13 protein-coding genes are annotated in these 14,850 nt (G+C 65.9%); 10 read left to right on the forward strand and 3 right to left on the reverse strand.

Features of this window, described 5'->3' with window-relative positions:
- Window positions 1-588: 588 nt before the first annotated feature.
- Window positions 589-2,439 (reverse strand): GAF domain-containing protein, encoded by a 1,851-nt coding sequence (locus G6023_RS10630; protein ID WP_182635428.1) that lies wholly within the window; start codon window positions 2,437-2,439, stop codon window positions 589-591.
- 222 nt (window positions 2,440-2,661) lie between these two features.
- On the opposite strand from G6023_RS10630, the gene G6023_RS10635 reads away from it, so the two are divergent.
- The 7 genes from G6023_RS10635 to G6023_RS10665 all read left to right on the forward strand — a co-directional run bounded on the left by G6023_RS10635 (window position 2,662) and on the right by G6023_RS10665 (window position 11,048).
- Window positions 2,662-3,936 (forward strand): hydroxymethylglutaryl-CoA reductase, degradative, encoded by a 1,275-nt coding sequence (locus tag G6023_RS10635; RefSeq protein ID WP_182635430.1) that lies wholly within the window; start codon window positions 2,662-2,664, stop codon window positions 3,934-3,936.
- Window positions 3,926-4,393 carry a hypothetical protein gene (locus G6023_RS10640; protein WP_182635432.1) on the forward strand — a complete coding sequence of 156 codons (468 nt, stop codon included), beginning with the start codon at window positions 3,926-3,928 and terminating at the stop codon, window positions 4,391-4,393. The genes G6023_RS10635 and G6023_RS10640 overlap by 11 nt, the downstream gene beginning before the upstream one ends.
- Entirely contained in the window at window positions 4,390-5,778 is a 1,389-nt protein-coding gene (locus tag G6023_RS10645; RefSeq protein ID WP_347570760.1) for a tripartite tricarboxylate transporter permease, read from the forward strand. Before G6023_RS10640 ends, G6023_RS10645 begins: the two co-directional genes overlap by 4 nt.
- A gap of 48 nt (window positions 5,779-5,826) precedes the next feature.
- Complete coding sequence (locus G6023_RS10650; RefSeq protein ID WP_182635434.1) at window positions 5,827-7,596, forward strand: acyclic terpene utilization AtuA family protein; 1,770 nt, start codon at window positions 5,827-5,829, stop codon at window positions 7,594-7,596.
- Window positions 7,597-8,080: 484 nt separating this feature from the next.
- Window positions 8,081-9,217: a tyrosine-type recombinase/integrase gene (locus G6023_RS10655; RefSeq protein ID WP_182635436.1), complete on the forward strand. Its 1,137-nt coding sequence runs from the start codon at window positions 8,081-8,083 to the stop codon at window positions 9,215-9,217.
- A complete protein-coding gene (locus tag G6023_RS10660; RefSeq protein ID WP_095719476.1) occupies window positions 9,210-9,563 on the forward strand; it encodes a helix-turn-helix domain-containing protein in 354 nt (117 codons plus the stop codon). Before G6023_RS10655 ends, G6023_RS10660 begins: the two co-directional genes overlap by 8 nt.
- Window positions 9,564-9,653: 90 nt before the next feature.
- A complete protein-coding gene (locus G6023_RS10665) occupies window positions 9,654-11,048 on the forward strand; it encodes a site-specific integrase (RefSeq protein ID WP_342744917.1) in 1,395 nt (464 codons plus the stop codon).
- A 113-nt stretch (window positions 11,049-11,161) separates the two neighbouring features.
- Here the strand turns inward: G6023_RS10665 and G6023_RS10670 are convergent, their stop codons facing one another.
- Complete coding sequence (locus G6023_RS10670) at window positions 11,162-11,314, reverse strand: hypothetical protein (protein WP_176475187.1); 153 nt, start codon at window positions 11,312-11,314, stop codon at window positions 11,162-11,164.
- A gap of 1,170 nt (window positions 11,315-12,484) precedes the next feature.
- Window positions 12,485-12,823, reverse strand: a complete 339-nt coding sequence (locus G6023_RS10675) for a histone-like nucleoid-structuring protein Lsr2 (protein ID WP_182635438.1) — start codon at window positions 12,821-12,823, stop codon at window positions 12,485-12,487.
- Between the two features lie 297 nt (window positions 12,824-13,120).
- On the opposite strand from G6023_RS10675, the gene G6023_RS10680 reads away from it, so the two are divergent.
- From G6023_RS10680 to G6023_RS10690, 3 genes are all read left to right on the forward strand, one after another.
- Window positions 13,121-13,501, forward strand: coding sequence for a hypothetical protein (locus tag G6023_RS10680; RefSeq protein WP_182635440.1), 381 nt, complete (start codon window positions 13,121-13,123; stop codon window positions 13,499-13,501).
- Window positions 13,502-13,602: 101 nt separating this feature from the next.
- On the forward strand, window positions 13,603-14,367 hold the full coding sequence (locus tag G6023_RS10685) for an RES domain-containing protein (protein WP_182635443.1): 765 nt from the start codon (window positions 13,603-13,605) through the stop codon (window positions 14,365-14,367).
- 209 nt (window positions 14,368-14,576) lie between these two features.
- The coding region (locus G6023_RS10690; RefSeq protein ID WP_182635445.1) for a DNA-binding protein at window positions 14,577-14,850 on the forward strand (274 nt) is incomplete at its 3' end.

Here is a 14,850-nt window from a genome sequence, read left to right on the forward strand (position 1 = left end):
ACCGCGCTAGAAGTTCATCTCATCGGTGGATCCAGGTTTAAACGGCTAGCCCAGGGAGAGGCGCACCGCGAGGTCATCGACATCGGCGCGGTGGCCGGTCCCGAGCAAATTCACGACACGGTAACCCGGGTTCGGGAGGCAATGGGCTGGGGGTGAGGGGTGACCCGCCCTCCCAGGTCTAGCTCAATGCCTGAGCAGGGCCAAGCTGGTGCGGACAGTGATCTGTTCCTGCGCCGGGTCGCGGCGCAGGAGGTGCGTGGCGCCGCTTGAGCTTGGGCGTCGCGTACGCCGTACGCCGGCCGCGCTTGCAGCCGATCGTCACAGCGAGGCGAAGCGCCGGCCCGACACCTGTCCACACGTAGGTCACGCAGTGTGCTCGGCGATATGAACGAGGCATAGCCCGGGCCGGGAGCGGACTGGCGATCCGCCCAATCTTGCAAAGGTTCTACCGGCTGCAGCGAGAGCGCCGTGTGCTCTACGGCTGGCGAGCGAGTATCGCATCGGGGAACGCGACCTTGGCTGAACGCGTGATTGGTTTAGTGAGGGGATGAGGCTGTCGATGGCTCCGGCGTCACCTTCGCGCTCGTATTATCGCCGTGCGGCCCGTAGTGCGTCTAGTTTCAATGCTGCGTGGATCTCGAACGCCCGCGGTTGCTCCCGCCACTGTGGGCCCAGCAGCCGCGCGATGCGGCTTCCTCGCTGCATCACCGTATTTGGGTGCACGCCGAGCTCGCCGGCCGCGGCACGCAAGCTCCCTGCATGATCCAACAGCGCCAACGCGGTCGCGGCGAGGGCCGTGCCATGACGGGAATCGCTCTCCAGGAGGGGCCCGGCCTGGGCACTGATGAACGAGTCGAGGTCGTCGGCGTCGGGGTCTGTGAACAGCAGAGAGAATATGCCGAATTGCTCCGCGCGTAGCGTCTCGCCTCGGTATCCCAGTGCACGCGCGAGCTGGAGCGATTTAAGGGTATTGGTGTACTCAGACCGGATTAGTGTGAGATCTGTGACGCTCCTTCCCAACACCACGTTGGTCCCGTATTCGCTGCACACTTGCTCAGCCAGCGACCACAGCGCTCCGGCAACGCCGGCAGGCGCCAGGACCACCGCGGACTCGTCCACCACGGCCGCCATGCCGCCGTGTCGCACGGTCCAGGCGGTGAGCCGCAACCTCACCGCCTCGTCCGCGAGATCGCACAACAGGATCCGAAGCCCGTGGTCACCGATTCCGGAGCGTTGGAGTTTGCGGCGGAGATCGGAAGAAGTAGACGACGACGTGACTAGCTTTCGCACCACCTCAGTGGCAGATCGGCGCTCCGCGTCCGCCAGGGCTTGGGTGGATAGCTGGCACAAGGCCACCGCCTGCGAGGTCCACTCCAGCAACCGGGCGAGGGAATCGTCTTCGAGTGCACGTTGAGTGGCCACCAGATGCCCGAGCAGCCGGTGGTAGGCCACCACGTCGATCGCGGACCAGCGCCGGCGGCCTTCCCGAACCTCGCGAACAACGGGCGGGGGCAGCTCGCCCCGGGGAAAGGCGAGAGAGGTGGGTTGGGGCACGTCGGCGAGACCGCCGGTGCGGGTGTCGCTTCCGGTCGGCGATTCTGCGCGGATCACGGCGACCGTCGGGCCCGAAGCTCGGTCGACGTAGGCCAATTCGACACCCGACTCGTCTTGCACTGCCGCTAGCACCTCGGAGACGTCTCCACCGTCGAGGACGATCGAGCTGAGGCGGGCGTGTAGCCGGGACTGCCGCTCTTCCTCGGCGCGCTTGGCCTCGCTCAGCTCGGCTGCCACGGACAACTCGTGCATCGCCCTGCTTCGCCGTTCGTCGAGTTCGGCATTCTGGAGTGCGATCGCGGCGTGCTGAGCGAGGGCCGTCAGGAGGAACACCTCGTCGTCGGAGAACTTTTCCTGCTTGGTCCGGGCGGCGAAGAGGAGGCCGGTGATTCTGCCCGAGATGGTGAGGGGAGTGGCCAGCAAGGTGGAGATGCCCTGCGCGGACAGGAGCTTGAGGTAACCAGGGGATTTGGCGATCCTCGAGGTGGCCGCGTAGTTGCTCACCTGGAACGGCTCGCCAGTCTGCAGAACGACGCCACCCACGCCGATGTTGGGCATCACGCGCACGCCCAGGAACTCGGGGGCCAGGTCCCCGCTCCATGCGCGGATGGCGAATGATTCGTCGCTGCCCTCGTCCGGAGTGTTGAGGTATGCGTAGTCGCAGTCGAGGATCCGGCGGGCGCGGGAGGTGATCTCTCGCAGCACCACGTCCACGTTGTGCATGGCCACCAGCTCGCCGGTCGATTCGTGCACTTCCTGCATCCGGGCGGCGCGGCGACGTTCGGTCCGTAGTGCGCTGCGCACGGCGTAGGCGGCTTCCCGTAGCTCAGCGGCGGATGTGTCCGGAAGTCCGGATTCGGCCTCGCGGAGGCGAGTGTCGAACACTGCCTCGGAATCTCGTTCGACGAGACAGTTAAGCAGGCGGGTGGCAACCGCACCGGGAATGCCAAAGGTACGGGCCGGGTGTGTAGGTGGCACAAATTAGACCTTACTCCTGTGTTGCGCACACATTGTTTTGCTGTGAGCGCGGTCATAGTGTCGCTGTGGCCTACGCCGGGTACGTCGTGTTCGGCGAACTCTCGACTAGTGAAGGTATGACGAACTGCCATGGTGAATAGCCGGATCTCCGGACTCAAAGACCTGACCCTCGCCGAGCGCCGAGCGGTCGTGGCCGAGAACTCCCCGCTCGGCGAGGACGACTTCGCGGCCTGGGACCCGGCCACCGCGCTGTCGCTGGACCAGGCCGGCCACATGATCGAGAACGTGGTGGGAGTGCTGCCCATCCCGATCGGCTTCGCGGCGAACTTCACGATCAACGGCCGCGACCTCCTGATCCCCATGGCTACCGAGGAGCCGTCGGTGGTGGCCGCGGCCTCCAATGCAGCCCGGATCGCCCGCGCCTGCGGCGGGTTTACCACCAGTTCCTCGCAGCCGATCATGAGAGCGCAGATCCAAGTGGTGGATGTGGCCGATCCCCACGCCGCGCGTCTGCGCCTGCTCGAGGTGAAGGACGAATTGATCGAGGTGGCTAATCAGCAGGACCCGATGCTCGTCAGGCTCGGCGGTGGCGTCCGCGATATCGAGGTGCAGCTGGTCGGCGCCCAGTCACAGACCTATGTGGTGCTCCACTTGATCGTGGACGTCCGCGACGCGATGGGTGCAAATGCGGTCAACACCATGGCTGAGGCACTCGCCGACCGCGTGGGAGAGATCGCCCGCGGTCGCACGCTCCTGCGCATCCTGAGCAACAAGGCTGACCTGCGGCTGGCACGTGCCCGCGCCGTCTTTTCCGCGGAGCAGCTGGGTGGAGAGCAGATAGTCGACGACATCGTCCACGCCGCCGCCCTGGCCGACGCTGACCCCTACCGGGCGGCCACGCACAACAAGGGCGCCACCAATGGCATTATCGCCGTGACGCTGGCCACCGGAAATGACACCCGCGCGGTCGAGGCGGGCATCCACTCGCACGCTGTGCGCGATGGCCGGTACGCGTCGCTGACGCGGTTTGAGAAGGACGCCGACGGCAACTTGGCGGCCTCGCTCGAGATCCCCATGGCTGTGGGTCTGGTGGGTGGCGCGACCAAGGTGCACCCGGGCGCGCAGGCCGCGGTGCGGATGCTCGATGTGTCCACCGCCTCGGAGCTCGCTGAGATCATCGTGGCGGTGGGCCTGGCCCAGAATGTGGCCGGCCTGCGTGTGCTGGCCACTGAAGGAGTACAGCGCGGTCACATGTCGCTGCACGCCAGAAACGTCGCGGTCTCTGCCGGCGCGTTGACCGCCGAGGAGATCACTGCCGTAGCCACACGCATGGTTGCGGACAAGGCCATCCGCGCCGAGCGTGCGGCCGAGATCCTCGAGGAGGTACGTCGCGATGGCCGATGACCTGAAACCCGCCGTCGATCCGAACGCTGAGCCGGAGCTGGTCAGCGTATGGAACGAGACTGTCAACACCCGCAACCTTTTCAAAGCCCTGCTCATCAGCGTCGTTTCCACTCTGATCGCTCTATTGGTGGCCGAGAAATTGCTCGCCGGGGTGATGGAAGACGCCGAGATCGCCAAGACCTACTCCCTGCTGATCGGCCTGGCAGTTGTCGTGATCACTGCAGTCCTCAACGCCCGGTTCTTCCGACCGCAGCGCATCGTCACCACGGGGTCGCCAGAGGAGAGCACGACCTTCGAGGAGACGCTCCGCGAGCTCGAGAACGAACCCGGAGGGTTGGGCGACACGTCCGCCGCTCCGCTGGAAGTCCAGCAGGAGATGCGAACCCTCGGCCTGTACGACGCGTTCGTGGAAGCCGAGCATCGCGCGATGCGCACCAGTGAAAGAGACGACAAGTGATCCTCACTCAGATCATCCAGGACCTGCCCACCGGGTTACTCTGGGCACTCATCGGCGCCCTCGTATTCGGCGCGCTCGGCTTGGTCTCAGGTACCGACGAAACGGCAACCATCACGCCGCTCACTCTGCTCGTTGTACTCCTCGGGGTCCCACCGGTCGGAATCTTCGCCTTCTTCATCGCTGCAGTGGTTTCCAAGCACCTGACGCATGCGATCCCCACCACCATGCTCGGCATCCCGGGCGACACCATGGCCATCCCGCTCCTCGAGGAAGCCAACCTGCTCCGCAGACTCGGAGTGCCGCACATCGCGCTAAGGAAGGCGATCAGCGGTGGCATCATCGCCGCACTGATCTCCGTGCCGGTCTCGGTTGGCATCGCCGGGTTGCTGAGCCCGTTCGCCGAGGCCGTCACCACTGCGGCGCCGTGGATCTTCCTGATCGCCACTGTGCTGATCGCGTTCTTCTCGCCGGCCCGGATCGCCGGTGTGCTCGTCATCATCCCGTTTGTCATGCTCGTCTTGGGACTGCGCGCGATCGGCGCCGACTTCGGCGGCCAGACACTTACCGTGAGCTTTTTCCTCGGAATCGCCGCGGGTCCGCTGATCCTGGACTTGCTATTGGTCTCCTCGCCCGCTGGTCGGAGGGAGGCACGTCGGGACGAGGTGGAGACCCGCCATATGTCGGTGTCCTCGGCGGGAACGGGCAAGTACTTCCCCAATCCTCTCACCATTCTCGACAAGCGCCAGGTCGGACTCACTGCCGCGGCGTCGGCGGTCTCTTCGAGCACGTTCGTCTTCAGTCCGGTCGCCATGACAGTGATCGTGGGCGAGGCGATCCGCCGGTTCCCGAGGAACGCCTACCACCGTTTGACCACCAAGATGGCGGTCAAGAACGGCACCACCGAGTCCACCTACCTGGGAGAGACGCTGATCCCGCTGGTGGCCTTCGGTCTCCCGCTCAGCCCGATGTCTGTCGGCCCGGCCGCGCCGCTGTTCAACGCGCCGCCCCGGTTCACCGTGGACAGCGAGACCGGCGAGGTCAACAACCTCCACACGTTCATGAACTCGTGGGAGTTCCTCGTATTCGGCCTGCTGGGTGTACTCGTGGCCGCGATCGTGGTGTACCCGCTGGCGATGAAGTTCGCCGCGCCGGCCGCGTCGTTCGTCATGCGCAAGGTCAGCCACGAGGCCGTGGTGGCTGCCTTCGCCGCGCTCATCCTCATGGTGGCGGTGTGGGAGGGCGGCGTCTACGGCGTGTTCGTGGTGGTGACCGTCGGCCTCGTCGGTGGTCTGCTCTCCCGCGTGTTCAAGCTCCACGCGGGCGTGCAGTTCATGGCGTTCTACGTAGCCCTGCTGACCGTCCCGGCGATCTTCGCCCTGGTCTAGCCGCGCTTGCGCTAGACCAGGACCAGCCATAATAGGAAGGTGCACACCATGACCGTGCGCATAGCCAACTGCAGCGGCTTCCTCGGCGACCGCAAGACCGGTCCCGCAGAGATGCTCGCCGGCGGCCCGATCGACTACCTGACCGGCGACTGGCTGGCCGAACTCACCATGAGCATCCTGGCCAAGCAGCGCGATCGAGACCCCGACGCCGGCTACCCCACCTCATTCGTGGACCAGATCTCCGAGGTCCTAGCCACCTGTAAGGACCGCGGTGTCAAGATCATCGCCAACGCGGGCGGGGTCAACCCCGCCGGATGTGCAGCGGCGGTGGCGGAAGCGGCAGCGGCCCGGGACGTCGACATCCGGATCGCCGTCGTCGACGGGGACGACATCCGCGGTGATCTCGACCGACTCCACGCCGGAGGCTGGCGAGCCGAGCATCTGGATTCGGGCGTCCCGTTCGCCGAGACCGGCCTCACCCCGGCCGTAGTGAACGTCTACCTGGGCGCCTGGGGGATCGTCGAGGCGCTCGCGGCCGGCGCGGACGTGGTGATCACCGGCCGCGTCTCGGACGCCTCGCCCATCGTGGCTGCATCCGCCGCCCACTACGGCTGGACACCGTCAGACCTGGACGCGGTGGCGGGCGCGGTGGTGGCCGGGCACATCATCGAGTGCAGTTCGCAGGTCTCCGGTGGCAACTTCTCGTTGTTTACCGAGATCGATCATCCCGAGCACCCGGGATTTCCGATCGCGGAGGTCGAGGCGGACGGCAGTTGCGTCATCACCAAGCATCCCGGCACCGGTGGGATGATCACCACCGAGACAGTGATTTCCCAACTGTTGTACGAGATCAACGGTCCGGCCTACGCCAACCCAGATGTCCTGGCCCGCTTCGATCGACTGCAGGTTGAGCAAGAGGGTCCCGACCGCGTGCGAGTCACCGGCGCGTTCGGTGAACGCGTCCCGGAGACACTGAAGGCCGGAATCGTGGCGGACTACGGTTGGTCCGCGGAGATGTCCGTACTGGTCACAGGTTTACATCGCCGCGCCAAAGCAGAATTTTGCCTTCGCCAACTGTGGGCGGAGATCCCGGGCGGCCGCGCCGCGTTCGACGACGTGGTGGTGAACCTCATCGGAGAGGAGACCGAGAATCCCCAAACCCTGGACCAGGGCACATCCCTTCTGCGCATCGCAGTGGCGGATGCGGATAAGGACCTGGTCAACCGCTTCTCTCGAGCGTTGGTGGAGATCGTGCTCGGTGGCTTCCCGGGCATGGCGCTGACCACGCCGCCCAGCCGCGCCCGTCGCCGCCAACTGTTCTGGCCCGCCCTGATCTCGGCCGACGCAGTGCACGAGCGCGTCACTTTCGACGACCGTACGTGGACCATCGACCGCGCTGCGGTGGCGCCGACGGGGGAGGAGTCACCGCTACCGGTGGTCGGTGTCGAGAAGTATGACGACGACGGGTCCGCCGTCTCCGTACCCCTGGGCAGAATCGCCGGAAGCCGTTCTGGAGACAAGGGGGGTAACGCCACTCTCGGGATCTGGGCGCTCTCGGACGAGGCCCACAACTTCCTCACCTCCTGGTGGACGCCGGAGAACGTGGCCACGTTGTTGCCCCCCGAAGCGCGTTCTGAGTTGCACCTATGGGCCATCCCGAGCCTGCGCGCCCTTGGCGTGTCAGTCACCGGCTGGCTGGGCCTGGGCACCGCGAGCAACATCGCACTGGACACACAGGCCAAAGGGCTGGGCGAGTTCGTCCGCGCGCGGCACCTGCGGGTCCCGCAGTCGGTCCTCGACAGCGTCAGGCGCGGCTGATCCCAACGAGCCGTTACTTCGGTACGGAAACCCCGGTCCGCCACTCAGTGGAACGATGACCGAAGTGACGGCTCACTGGACCACGAGGGCGTGATTCTGCCTAACGGATGGCTATCAGACGCGCAAAACCGTGGTGATGATCAACGTCCGACGAGCGGCAAAGCAACGTTTCTATGCTCGGTTAAGTGCAGGACAGGTAACGGTGCGAACCTGGACGTTCCTGTGAGTGACGTGGGGGGTCGAATTCGCAGAATCTACAACTCGGCATCGGCGACTTTACATAATAATAGTTATCGGCGTTTAACTCTCGGGAGTAGTGGTAGGTGCGGTTACTGCCGTCTACCTGGGATGATGGGGTTTGTGCTGGTGGGCGGCGGGGTTGGCTGGCGTGGTGTCGGCGCCGCGGATGTGATGCTTGTGTGTCGGTCCAGCGTGCCGTAGGTTTCTTGCATTAGATGCAGGTTTCCACGGGTTGGAGGTCGGCGTGGACGGTGTCCCGGGATTCGTTCCGCGGCTGTTGCGCGACGGTGAGGTCGGCCTGTTCCGCGCTGAGGACCGCGTGTTTGAAGCGATGGTCGAGGGTTGGCGGGCGCAGATGCTGGCGCGTGGGCTGACGAGAGCAACGATCGACGGGCGCTGCGGGGTGCTGCGCCGGTTCCAGGAGTTCGCCGGGACGTTCCCGTGGTCGTGGCGACCGGTCGATCTGGATGACTACATGGCTGGGCGGCGCTCGGGTGAGAAGCCGGTGAGCTGGACGACGCTGCGTTCGGACAGCAATGCCATCGCAATGTTCTGTGCCTACGTCTCGAGTTCGAGTTACGGGTGGGGTGCGCTGTGCCAACGGGTCTTCGACGATGTTCCGGCGCAGATTGCGTTCGAGTGGAACACCCCGCGGCACACCTGCGAGGATGCTGTTCCGGCTGGCCGCCGGGCCTTCACAGCCACGGAGCTGCAGAGACTCTTTGATGACGTGGACGACCGGGTCGATCGTGAGTTCGCTGCTGGGAGTAAGCGCTGGCTTCCCCTGTTGCGGGACTCGATCGCGTTCAAGGTCTGCTACGCCTTTGGGCTTCGGCGTCGCGAGGTGGCGATGTTGGACGTGCAGGATTTCGGCCCCAACCCGCATGTGCCTGCGTACGGCGACTTCGGCGCGGTGACCGTCCGGTGGGCCAAAGGCACCACCGGGTCGGGGCCGCGACGACGAACCGTGTTGACGGTCCCGGAGTTCGACTGGGTGGTTGACCTGCTCCGATTCTGGATCACCGAGCGTGGCCGGCGGCACTTCGCCACCGCTGACCGATCGGCGGCGCTATGGCCGAGCGAGCGCGCCGAGCGGATAAGAGTGGGTAGCTTGAGTGATGCTTTCGCTGCCGCCCGCGAGGGCGCCGGCTTGCCGAAAGAGCTCGGACTGCACTGCCTGCGACACTCCTACGTCACGCACTTGATCGAGGCCGGCTACGACCCCGCGTTCGTGCAGACTCAAGTCGGTCATGCCTATGCGTCGGTCACCGGGCTTTACACCTCGGTCGGCGACGATTTCAAACAGAAGACCATCCAGCGCATGATCGCTTCGCGGCTGGACGGCCGCGGCAGGACGCAGGACGGAGACGCTGATGGCTGAGCAACGACGCATCGGGTATCGCTGGAATCTGCGGACGCAGATGGCGCACCGCAACCTGTGGAAGAGCACCGAGCTGGTGCCATTGTTGAGATCTCGCGGCATCAACCTGTCCGAGAGTCAGGTCTACCGGCTGGTGACCGGCACACCAGAGCGGATCCCGGCACGCACGTTCGCCGCGCTCTGCGACATCCTCGACTGCGAACCCGGTGAGTTGTTCGAGCCATTTGTGGAGATGCGGGCAGCAGCCACCGCGCAGGCGCCGAAGCGGCCGGAAGACCTGGGGGTGGCACCCGGCCAGCCGATCGCCCGCCGGGTGAGACTCGTCCGGGGCGACAACGAGGAGTGACCGGTACCGATGGCCAGGCCCCGCAAACCCGACGACCCGGACCTACGTCGAGAGTGCCCGTGTGCTCGCTGCGGCTTGGGCTACCCCCTGGTGGTCACCTGGGGCCCGGACGATCAGATCTGCGGCTACTGCTACCAGCAGGCCAAACGCACCCGCGGCACCTGCGAATGCGGCCACATCGGCGTCTTACCGGGCCGAGTAGAAGGGCGCCCGGCCTGCCGGGCGTGCGCCCAGATCACCCTCAACATCGATTGCGTGCGCTGCGGCGCCGAGGACGAGATCTACCGCGCCGGCCTGTGTTGGCCATGCGCACTGAGCGAGACCGTCGACGGACTGCTGACCAACCCGGACACCGGCACCATCGCCGAGAGGCTTATCCCCCTGGCTGAGGCGTTGAAATCGATGAAACGCGCCAACAGTGGACTGACCTGGATCCGCCAGCGGCACGTCACCGACTTCCTGAACCAGTTGGCCTCCCTCCCGGAGCTCACCCACGAGGCGATCGATGCACTTCCACGCTCGCGCACCCGCGACTACGTGCGCGGGCTCCTGGTCGAGCACGGTGTCCTGCCCCGACGTGACGAGCTGCTTGTCCGCTACCAAGATTGGGCGGACACAGCACTGGAGAGGCTGACCGAGGACACCCACCGGGCCGTCATTGACCGCTATATCCGCTGGCATCATCTGCGGCGCATGAACCAGATGGACCCCGTCCCCCACGGCACCTTCCTGCGCAGCAAACAGACCGTCACCGTCGCGATCAACTTCCTCAACTGGCTCGGCGAGCGCGACATCGCGCTCGCCGACGTCGGCCAGGGCGAGGTCGACGCCTGGATCGCCGGCGGGCCGACCACGCGACTGCTCGCCGAGCGGTTCCTCGGCTGGGCCATGGACACCAAGAACGCCCCACAAGGGCTCACCGTGCCCCGCCATCGCCGCGGTAACAGCACCACACTCAGCGCCACCGACCAGGACGCCGCCCTCGACCGAATAGTGGACGGCGACACCCTGACCGCACGAGACAAGGCCGCGGCGATTCTGGTCCTTGTCTTCGGCCAACAGATCCAAGATATTGCGGCCCTGAACTGGGACGACATCACCGTAACCGAAGGCCTGGCGACCATTACGCTCGGCAGCGGCCCGATCGTGTTGCCCGCCCCGCTCGACGGGCCGTGGCGTGAACTCCACGCCAACCCTGGCCACGACCAGACCGCCGCTCACCCGAGAAGCAACTGGGTCTTCAGAGGGCATTCCCCCGGCATGCACATCGATCCGATGCACCTACGCCTCCGGCTACGGGACCACCTCGTCAGCGCCCGCGCCGCCCGACTCGGCACACTGCATGAACTCAGCAAAACCGCCCCGGCCGCCATCATCGCCGATGTCCTGGGCTATCACCCATCGACCATTGAGCGCCACGCCGTCGACGCGGCAGGTACATACGCCGAATACATCGCCTCCGTACGCGAGCATGGCCAGAGGTGATTCTCCGGGAATTACCGAACAATCGGTAGCAGGGGTGTTGTGCTAGCCCTGGGAGGCCGCCGTGGCGGCGTGCGCGCGTAACGCTCTTCGCGAGGGTGCCGGGTCCGTCGGGTCTACTCTCGCGACCAGGCCGCGAGCTGTTCCACGAGGATCCGGTCGCTGTCCTTGAGCGCTGCGGCGTTGGCGTTCGCTGAGCCGCCCATCCGTTCCTCGGCGTAGTCGGACGGCACGTCGAACACGCACCCGGCGTCGGCGTAGGCGGGCACCTCGGTGCGGTCGGGTCGGTGCTCGGCGAACCGGCGGGCGGTCGCCTCCGCGGGTCACAGTAGGTCGTTACCGGGTCTCGCTTGGCGGTAGTTAACTTGAAGGTATGCGCAGCCAGGACGCCGGGGAATTCACGGAGGACGAAATAGTCCGCACGTGGCGAAAACGCCGAGCGGCGGAACGCACGCCTCTTGGAGTCGAAGTAGGTTTTGGGCTTGCCAGTGCAGGTCTCTTGGGCGTTGTCGTAAACCCGGACGAGATCCCGGGGAGTGTGCCGATGGCAGCTGGCATCGCTGCAGCCATGATCGGCATCCTCGGACTCCTGGCGTTGATCGAGCTCCGCCGCTCGGGCTCTCGCGGGCATACCGGGAACCTTGACGTCCGCCCCTGGGGCGGTAGCGCGACGCCGTGGTGGCGTTCGCCCACGATGCAGGCGCCGGTGCTGTTCGCCGCAGTATTCCTGGGTCGCCCACTCGGGGTGTTTGACCAGCCAGCGGGAATCATCGTGGTTGCCGTCCTCCTTGGGTGTTTGGGACCAGCACCGCCTGGTTGATCCGCGCTAGCGCAATGCAGGATCCTATATACGGCCGCGATCCCGACCAGCCGCCAGTTCTCGGTAACGACGCTCGCTCAGCCGCAGGGCGGGGCGAACTTGCTCCCGACGTGCTCGAACTCATCGCGCTCCAAGCACACACCAGCGAGCGGAGAATCTCCTGGTGCGCTCGAGTCCTGGACACGAGCGAGGCTGGTATACGCGAACGCATCGCCCGCGGTCGGCGATGGTTGGAGTACCCCGCCACCGACGTGCACAATCCGTCGACGGCCAAATGGGTGAGACTCACGGAGGCCGGCCGTAAAGTCCTGATTCGGCCCTGAATTCTGAGGACCGGCACGCAGGCTGTACTGGTCAACTTGCTGTGCAAGTTGGCGCAGTTTCCAGCGGCAGGGAAACACTGGGAGTTTTGGTCCTCCAGAATCACCGGGCAATCGGTAACAGGGGAACGGGTAACGGGAAACGACTCCTGTTACCGGTATGGAGAGTGCCACAGAGTAATTCGCCGCCCGAGACGCCGCGATCAGACCTCCTACTCCCGACTCCCGAACACCCGCTCCTACCAGTTACATCGCTCCTGGTGGGGTCGTGTTTTTCTCCAGTTCGCCGCGCCAAAGGGTTAGTTGGCGGCGTGGTAGGCCTGCATGACGTCGGCGGGGATGCGTCCGCGGTCGGAGACGTCGTAGCCGTTGGCCTGGGCCCATTCGCGAATAGCTCTGGTCTCTGCGGACGGCGTCTTCGCGGAGGTTTTTCTTGCGGCCTTGGTGTTTCTTCCGGTCACGCGGTGGCCGGCCTCGATGTATGGGGCCACGGCCTCTCGCAGCGCCTGGGCGTTGTCGTCGCTGAGGTCGATGGAGTATTCCTTGCCCTCGAAGGCGAACGCGATAGTGTTTGCTGCCTCGCCTAGGTCGGTTCCGTCGATGTCGTCGGTGTATCTGACCTGGAAGTGCTGAGCCATAGATCTGTCCATTCTTGGTGCGTCAACTGCTGCGGGGAATTATGCCCGTTGCGGCAAGTCGCGTCGGTTGACTCTGAAAGCGCCAACCGCCCAGGCCCCGAGCGCACAGAGGCGAGGTAGGCCGCCTACGAGCCACCGCCGGGTGTGGCTGCTGGTGCGCTGGCGGACTCGGTGGACGCCGGGCGTTGCCGATTGGTGGCATTTGAGTAGCATTGACGGTGTTGGGCAGGGTGCCCGTAGTCGTCTACTGCCTTGATTGGCGGTGGTCGCGGGAGTTGACGCAAGGGGGTTCGGGCGATGGCTGTGGTGGATCAGGCGATCTTGGCGCATACCGAGACCATGAGGCTGTCGAGCGCGGAGTTGGCGCGTCAGCTGGTGCAGCATCTCGGGCCGACGGTGGTGGCGGTGGCCGCGGGTGTGCGGGACAGGAAGCTGCCGTACAAGTGGTCTGCCGACGGTGGTCCGGTGCCGCGTGATGGCGCGTTGCAGCGGCTGCAGGTGGCGCACCGGGCGTGGGTGGCGGTCGCGACGTCCGAGGGGTCAGATGTCGCCCGGGCATGGTTCATCGGCGCGAACCCCAGGTTGGATGAGCAGCCGCCGTTTATGGCGATCGCGGCGGGCAAGTTCAAGCCGGTGATGAGTGCTGCCGCGGCGTTCGTCGACGGCACCGACAACTAAAGCTCGCCCCGTGACCCTGCCCTGCGGGCCGGCCCGGCGAGCAGTGGAGGGCCACCTAGAGTGGCCGTGGTGAGTATGTGCGCCGGTAGAGGATGCTGCCCGTGACGGTCGAGGTCACGGTCTGCGCGAACACGGGCCTGGCGCTGCTGTCGGCCGGCGGACGGACCGTTTATCGGTTGGCTAAACCTTCCTATGGGGTGCTCAACCCGCCGACTCGAGGCGTGAGTAGCAGCGAGGACCGGGCGGGGTGGAACCGTTTCGATCTGCCCGGCGAGCAGACCATCTACTGCGCCAGTAGCGCCGAGGGCGCGTACGGCGAGTTGCTGGGCGCATTGAAGGTCGGCGGCCCCTACCGGGCGCAGGAGTACCTCGATGATCCCGGCGATACCGATCTCTACGCTCTGATCGCCCAGGACTGGAACGATCTGGGGGTTCGGCCACCCGGCGTGGTCGACATCGGTTGGCTGTACGCCCACCGCCTGTACACGGTGGCACTGCCGGCATCGGGATGGTTCGTGGAGATCGAACACGCGCGCACCATCACCTACCTGGCCTCGCATATTCCACAGTCACTGTGGGAGCGAGGGATCGGCGAGATCACCGTGGCGCAGACGCGTAGCGGTGACCGTCATCTGACGACCGAACTGGCCGCCACGCTGGCGGCCGCCCCACTGGTGGGCGGCGCACGGGCGCTGGGCGTGCACTACTACTCCAAACACGGAACAGAGTGGTCCTGCTGGGCGGTGTGGCTGCGCGACGACGTCGCCGGCGCGCTGGACGCAGGCCCGGGCCAGCCGGTCGCGCCGCCGGCGGACAATGCCGCGTTGGCGGCCGTGCTGGATATCTACAATCTCACCGCCGGATAGCTCCAGCCCCCACGCGCCGCCCGCCGCCCGCCGCCCGCGGGCCCCGTCTGGCTCGTCGCCGAAGGTGTCCGCGCCGACGGACACCCATCCCCACGGTCGCCGCGACACACCTCGCACGAGCTACCCAACGAGCGCGGAATCCGGTAACGTAGGTAACCAGAAACGTTACCGGTTACCCGTTACCGCATACCTAATTCGGAGGGGCTGTCATGTCGACGTCGGAGAAGATTGCTCGCGCCTATGGGGTACTCCTCGCGCGGGGCGAGAAGGTCACCGTGCGGTCCGTGCAGCGCGAAGCGGGGGTGCGGATCGGCGAGGTGGCCGCGTGGATGCGCGAGCATGCTGGCGGGGCGGCCGGGGATGTGCCGGCGGCGCCGGATTTGTCGGAGGCGATGTCGGCGATGGTGGCCTCGGTGTGGGCCGCGGCGTGGAAGCGGGCCGCGGAGCAGGCGGACGAGGCGACCGCGGTGGCGCTCGATGCTG

Source organism: Dietzia sp. DQ11-71, assembly GCF_014144995.1.
Lineage (GTDB): Bacteria > Actinomycetota > Actinomycetes > Mycobacteriales > Mycobacteriaceae > Dietzia > Dietzia kunjamensis.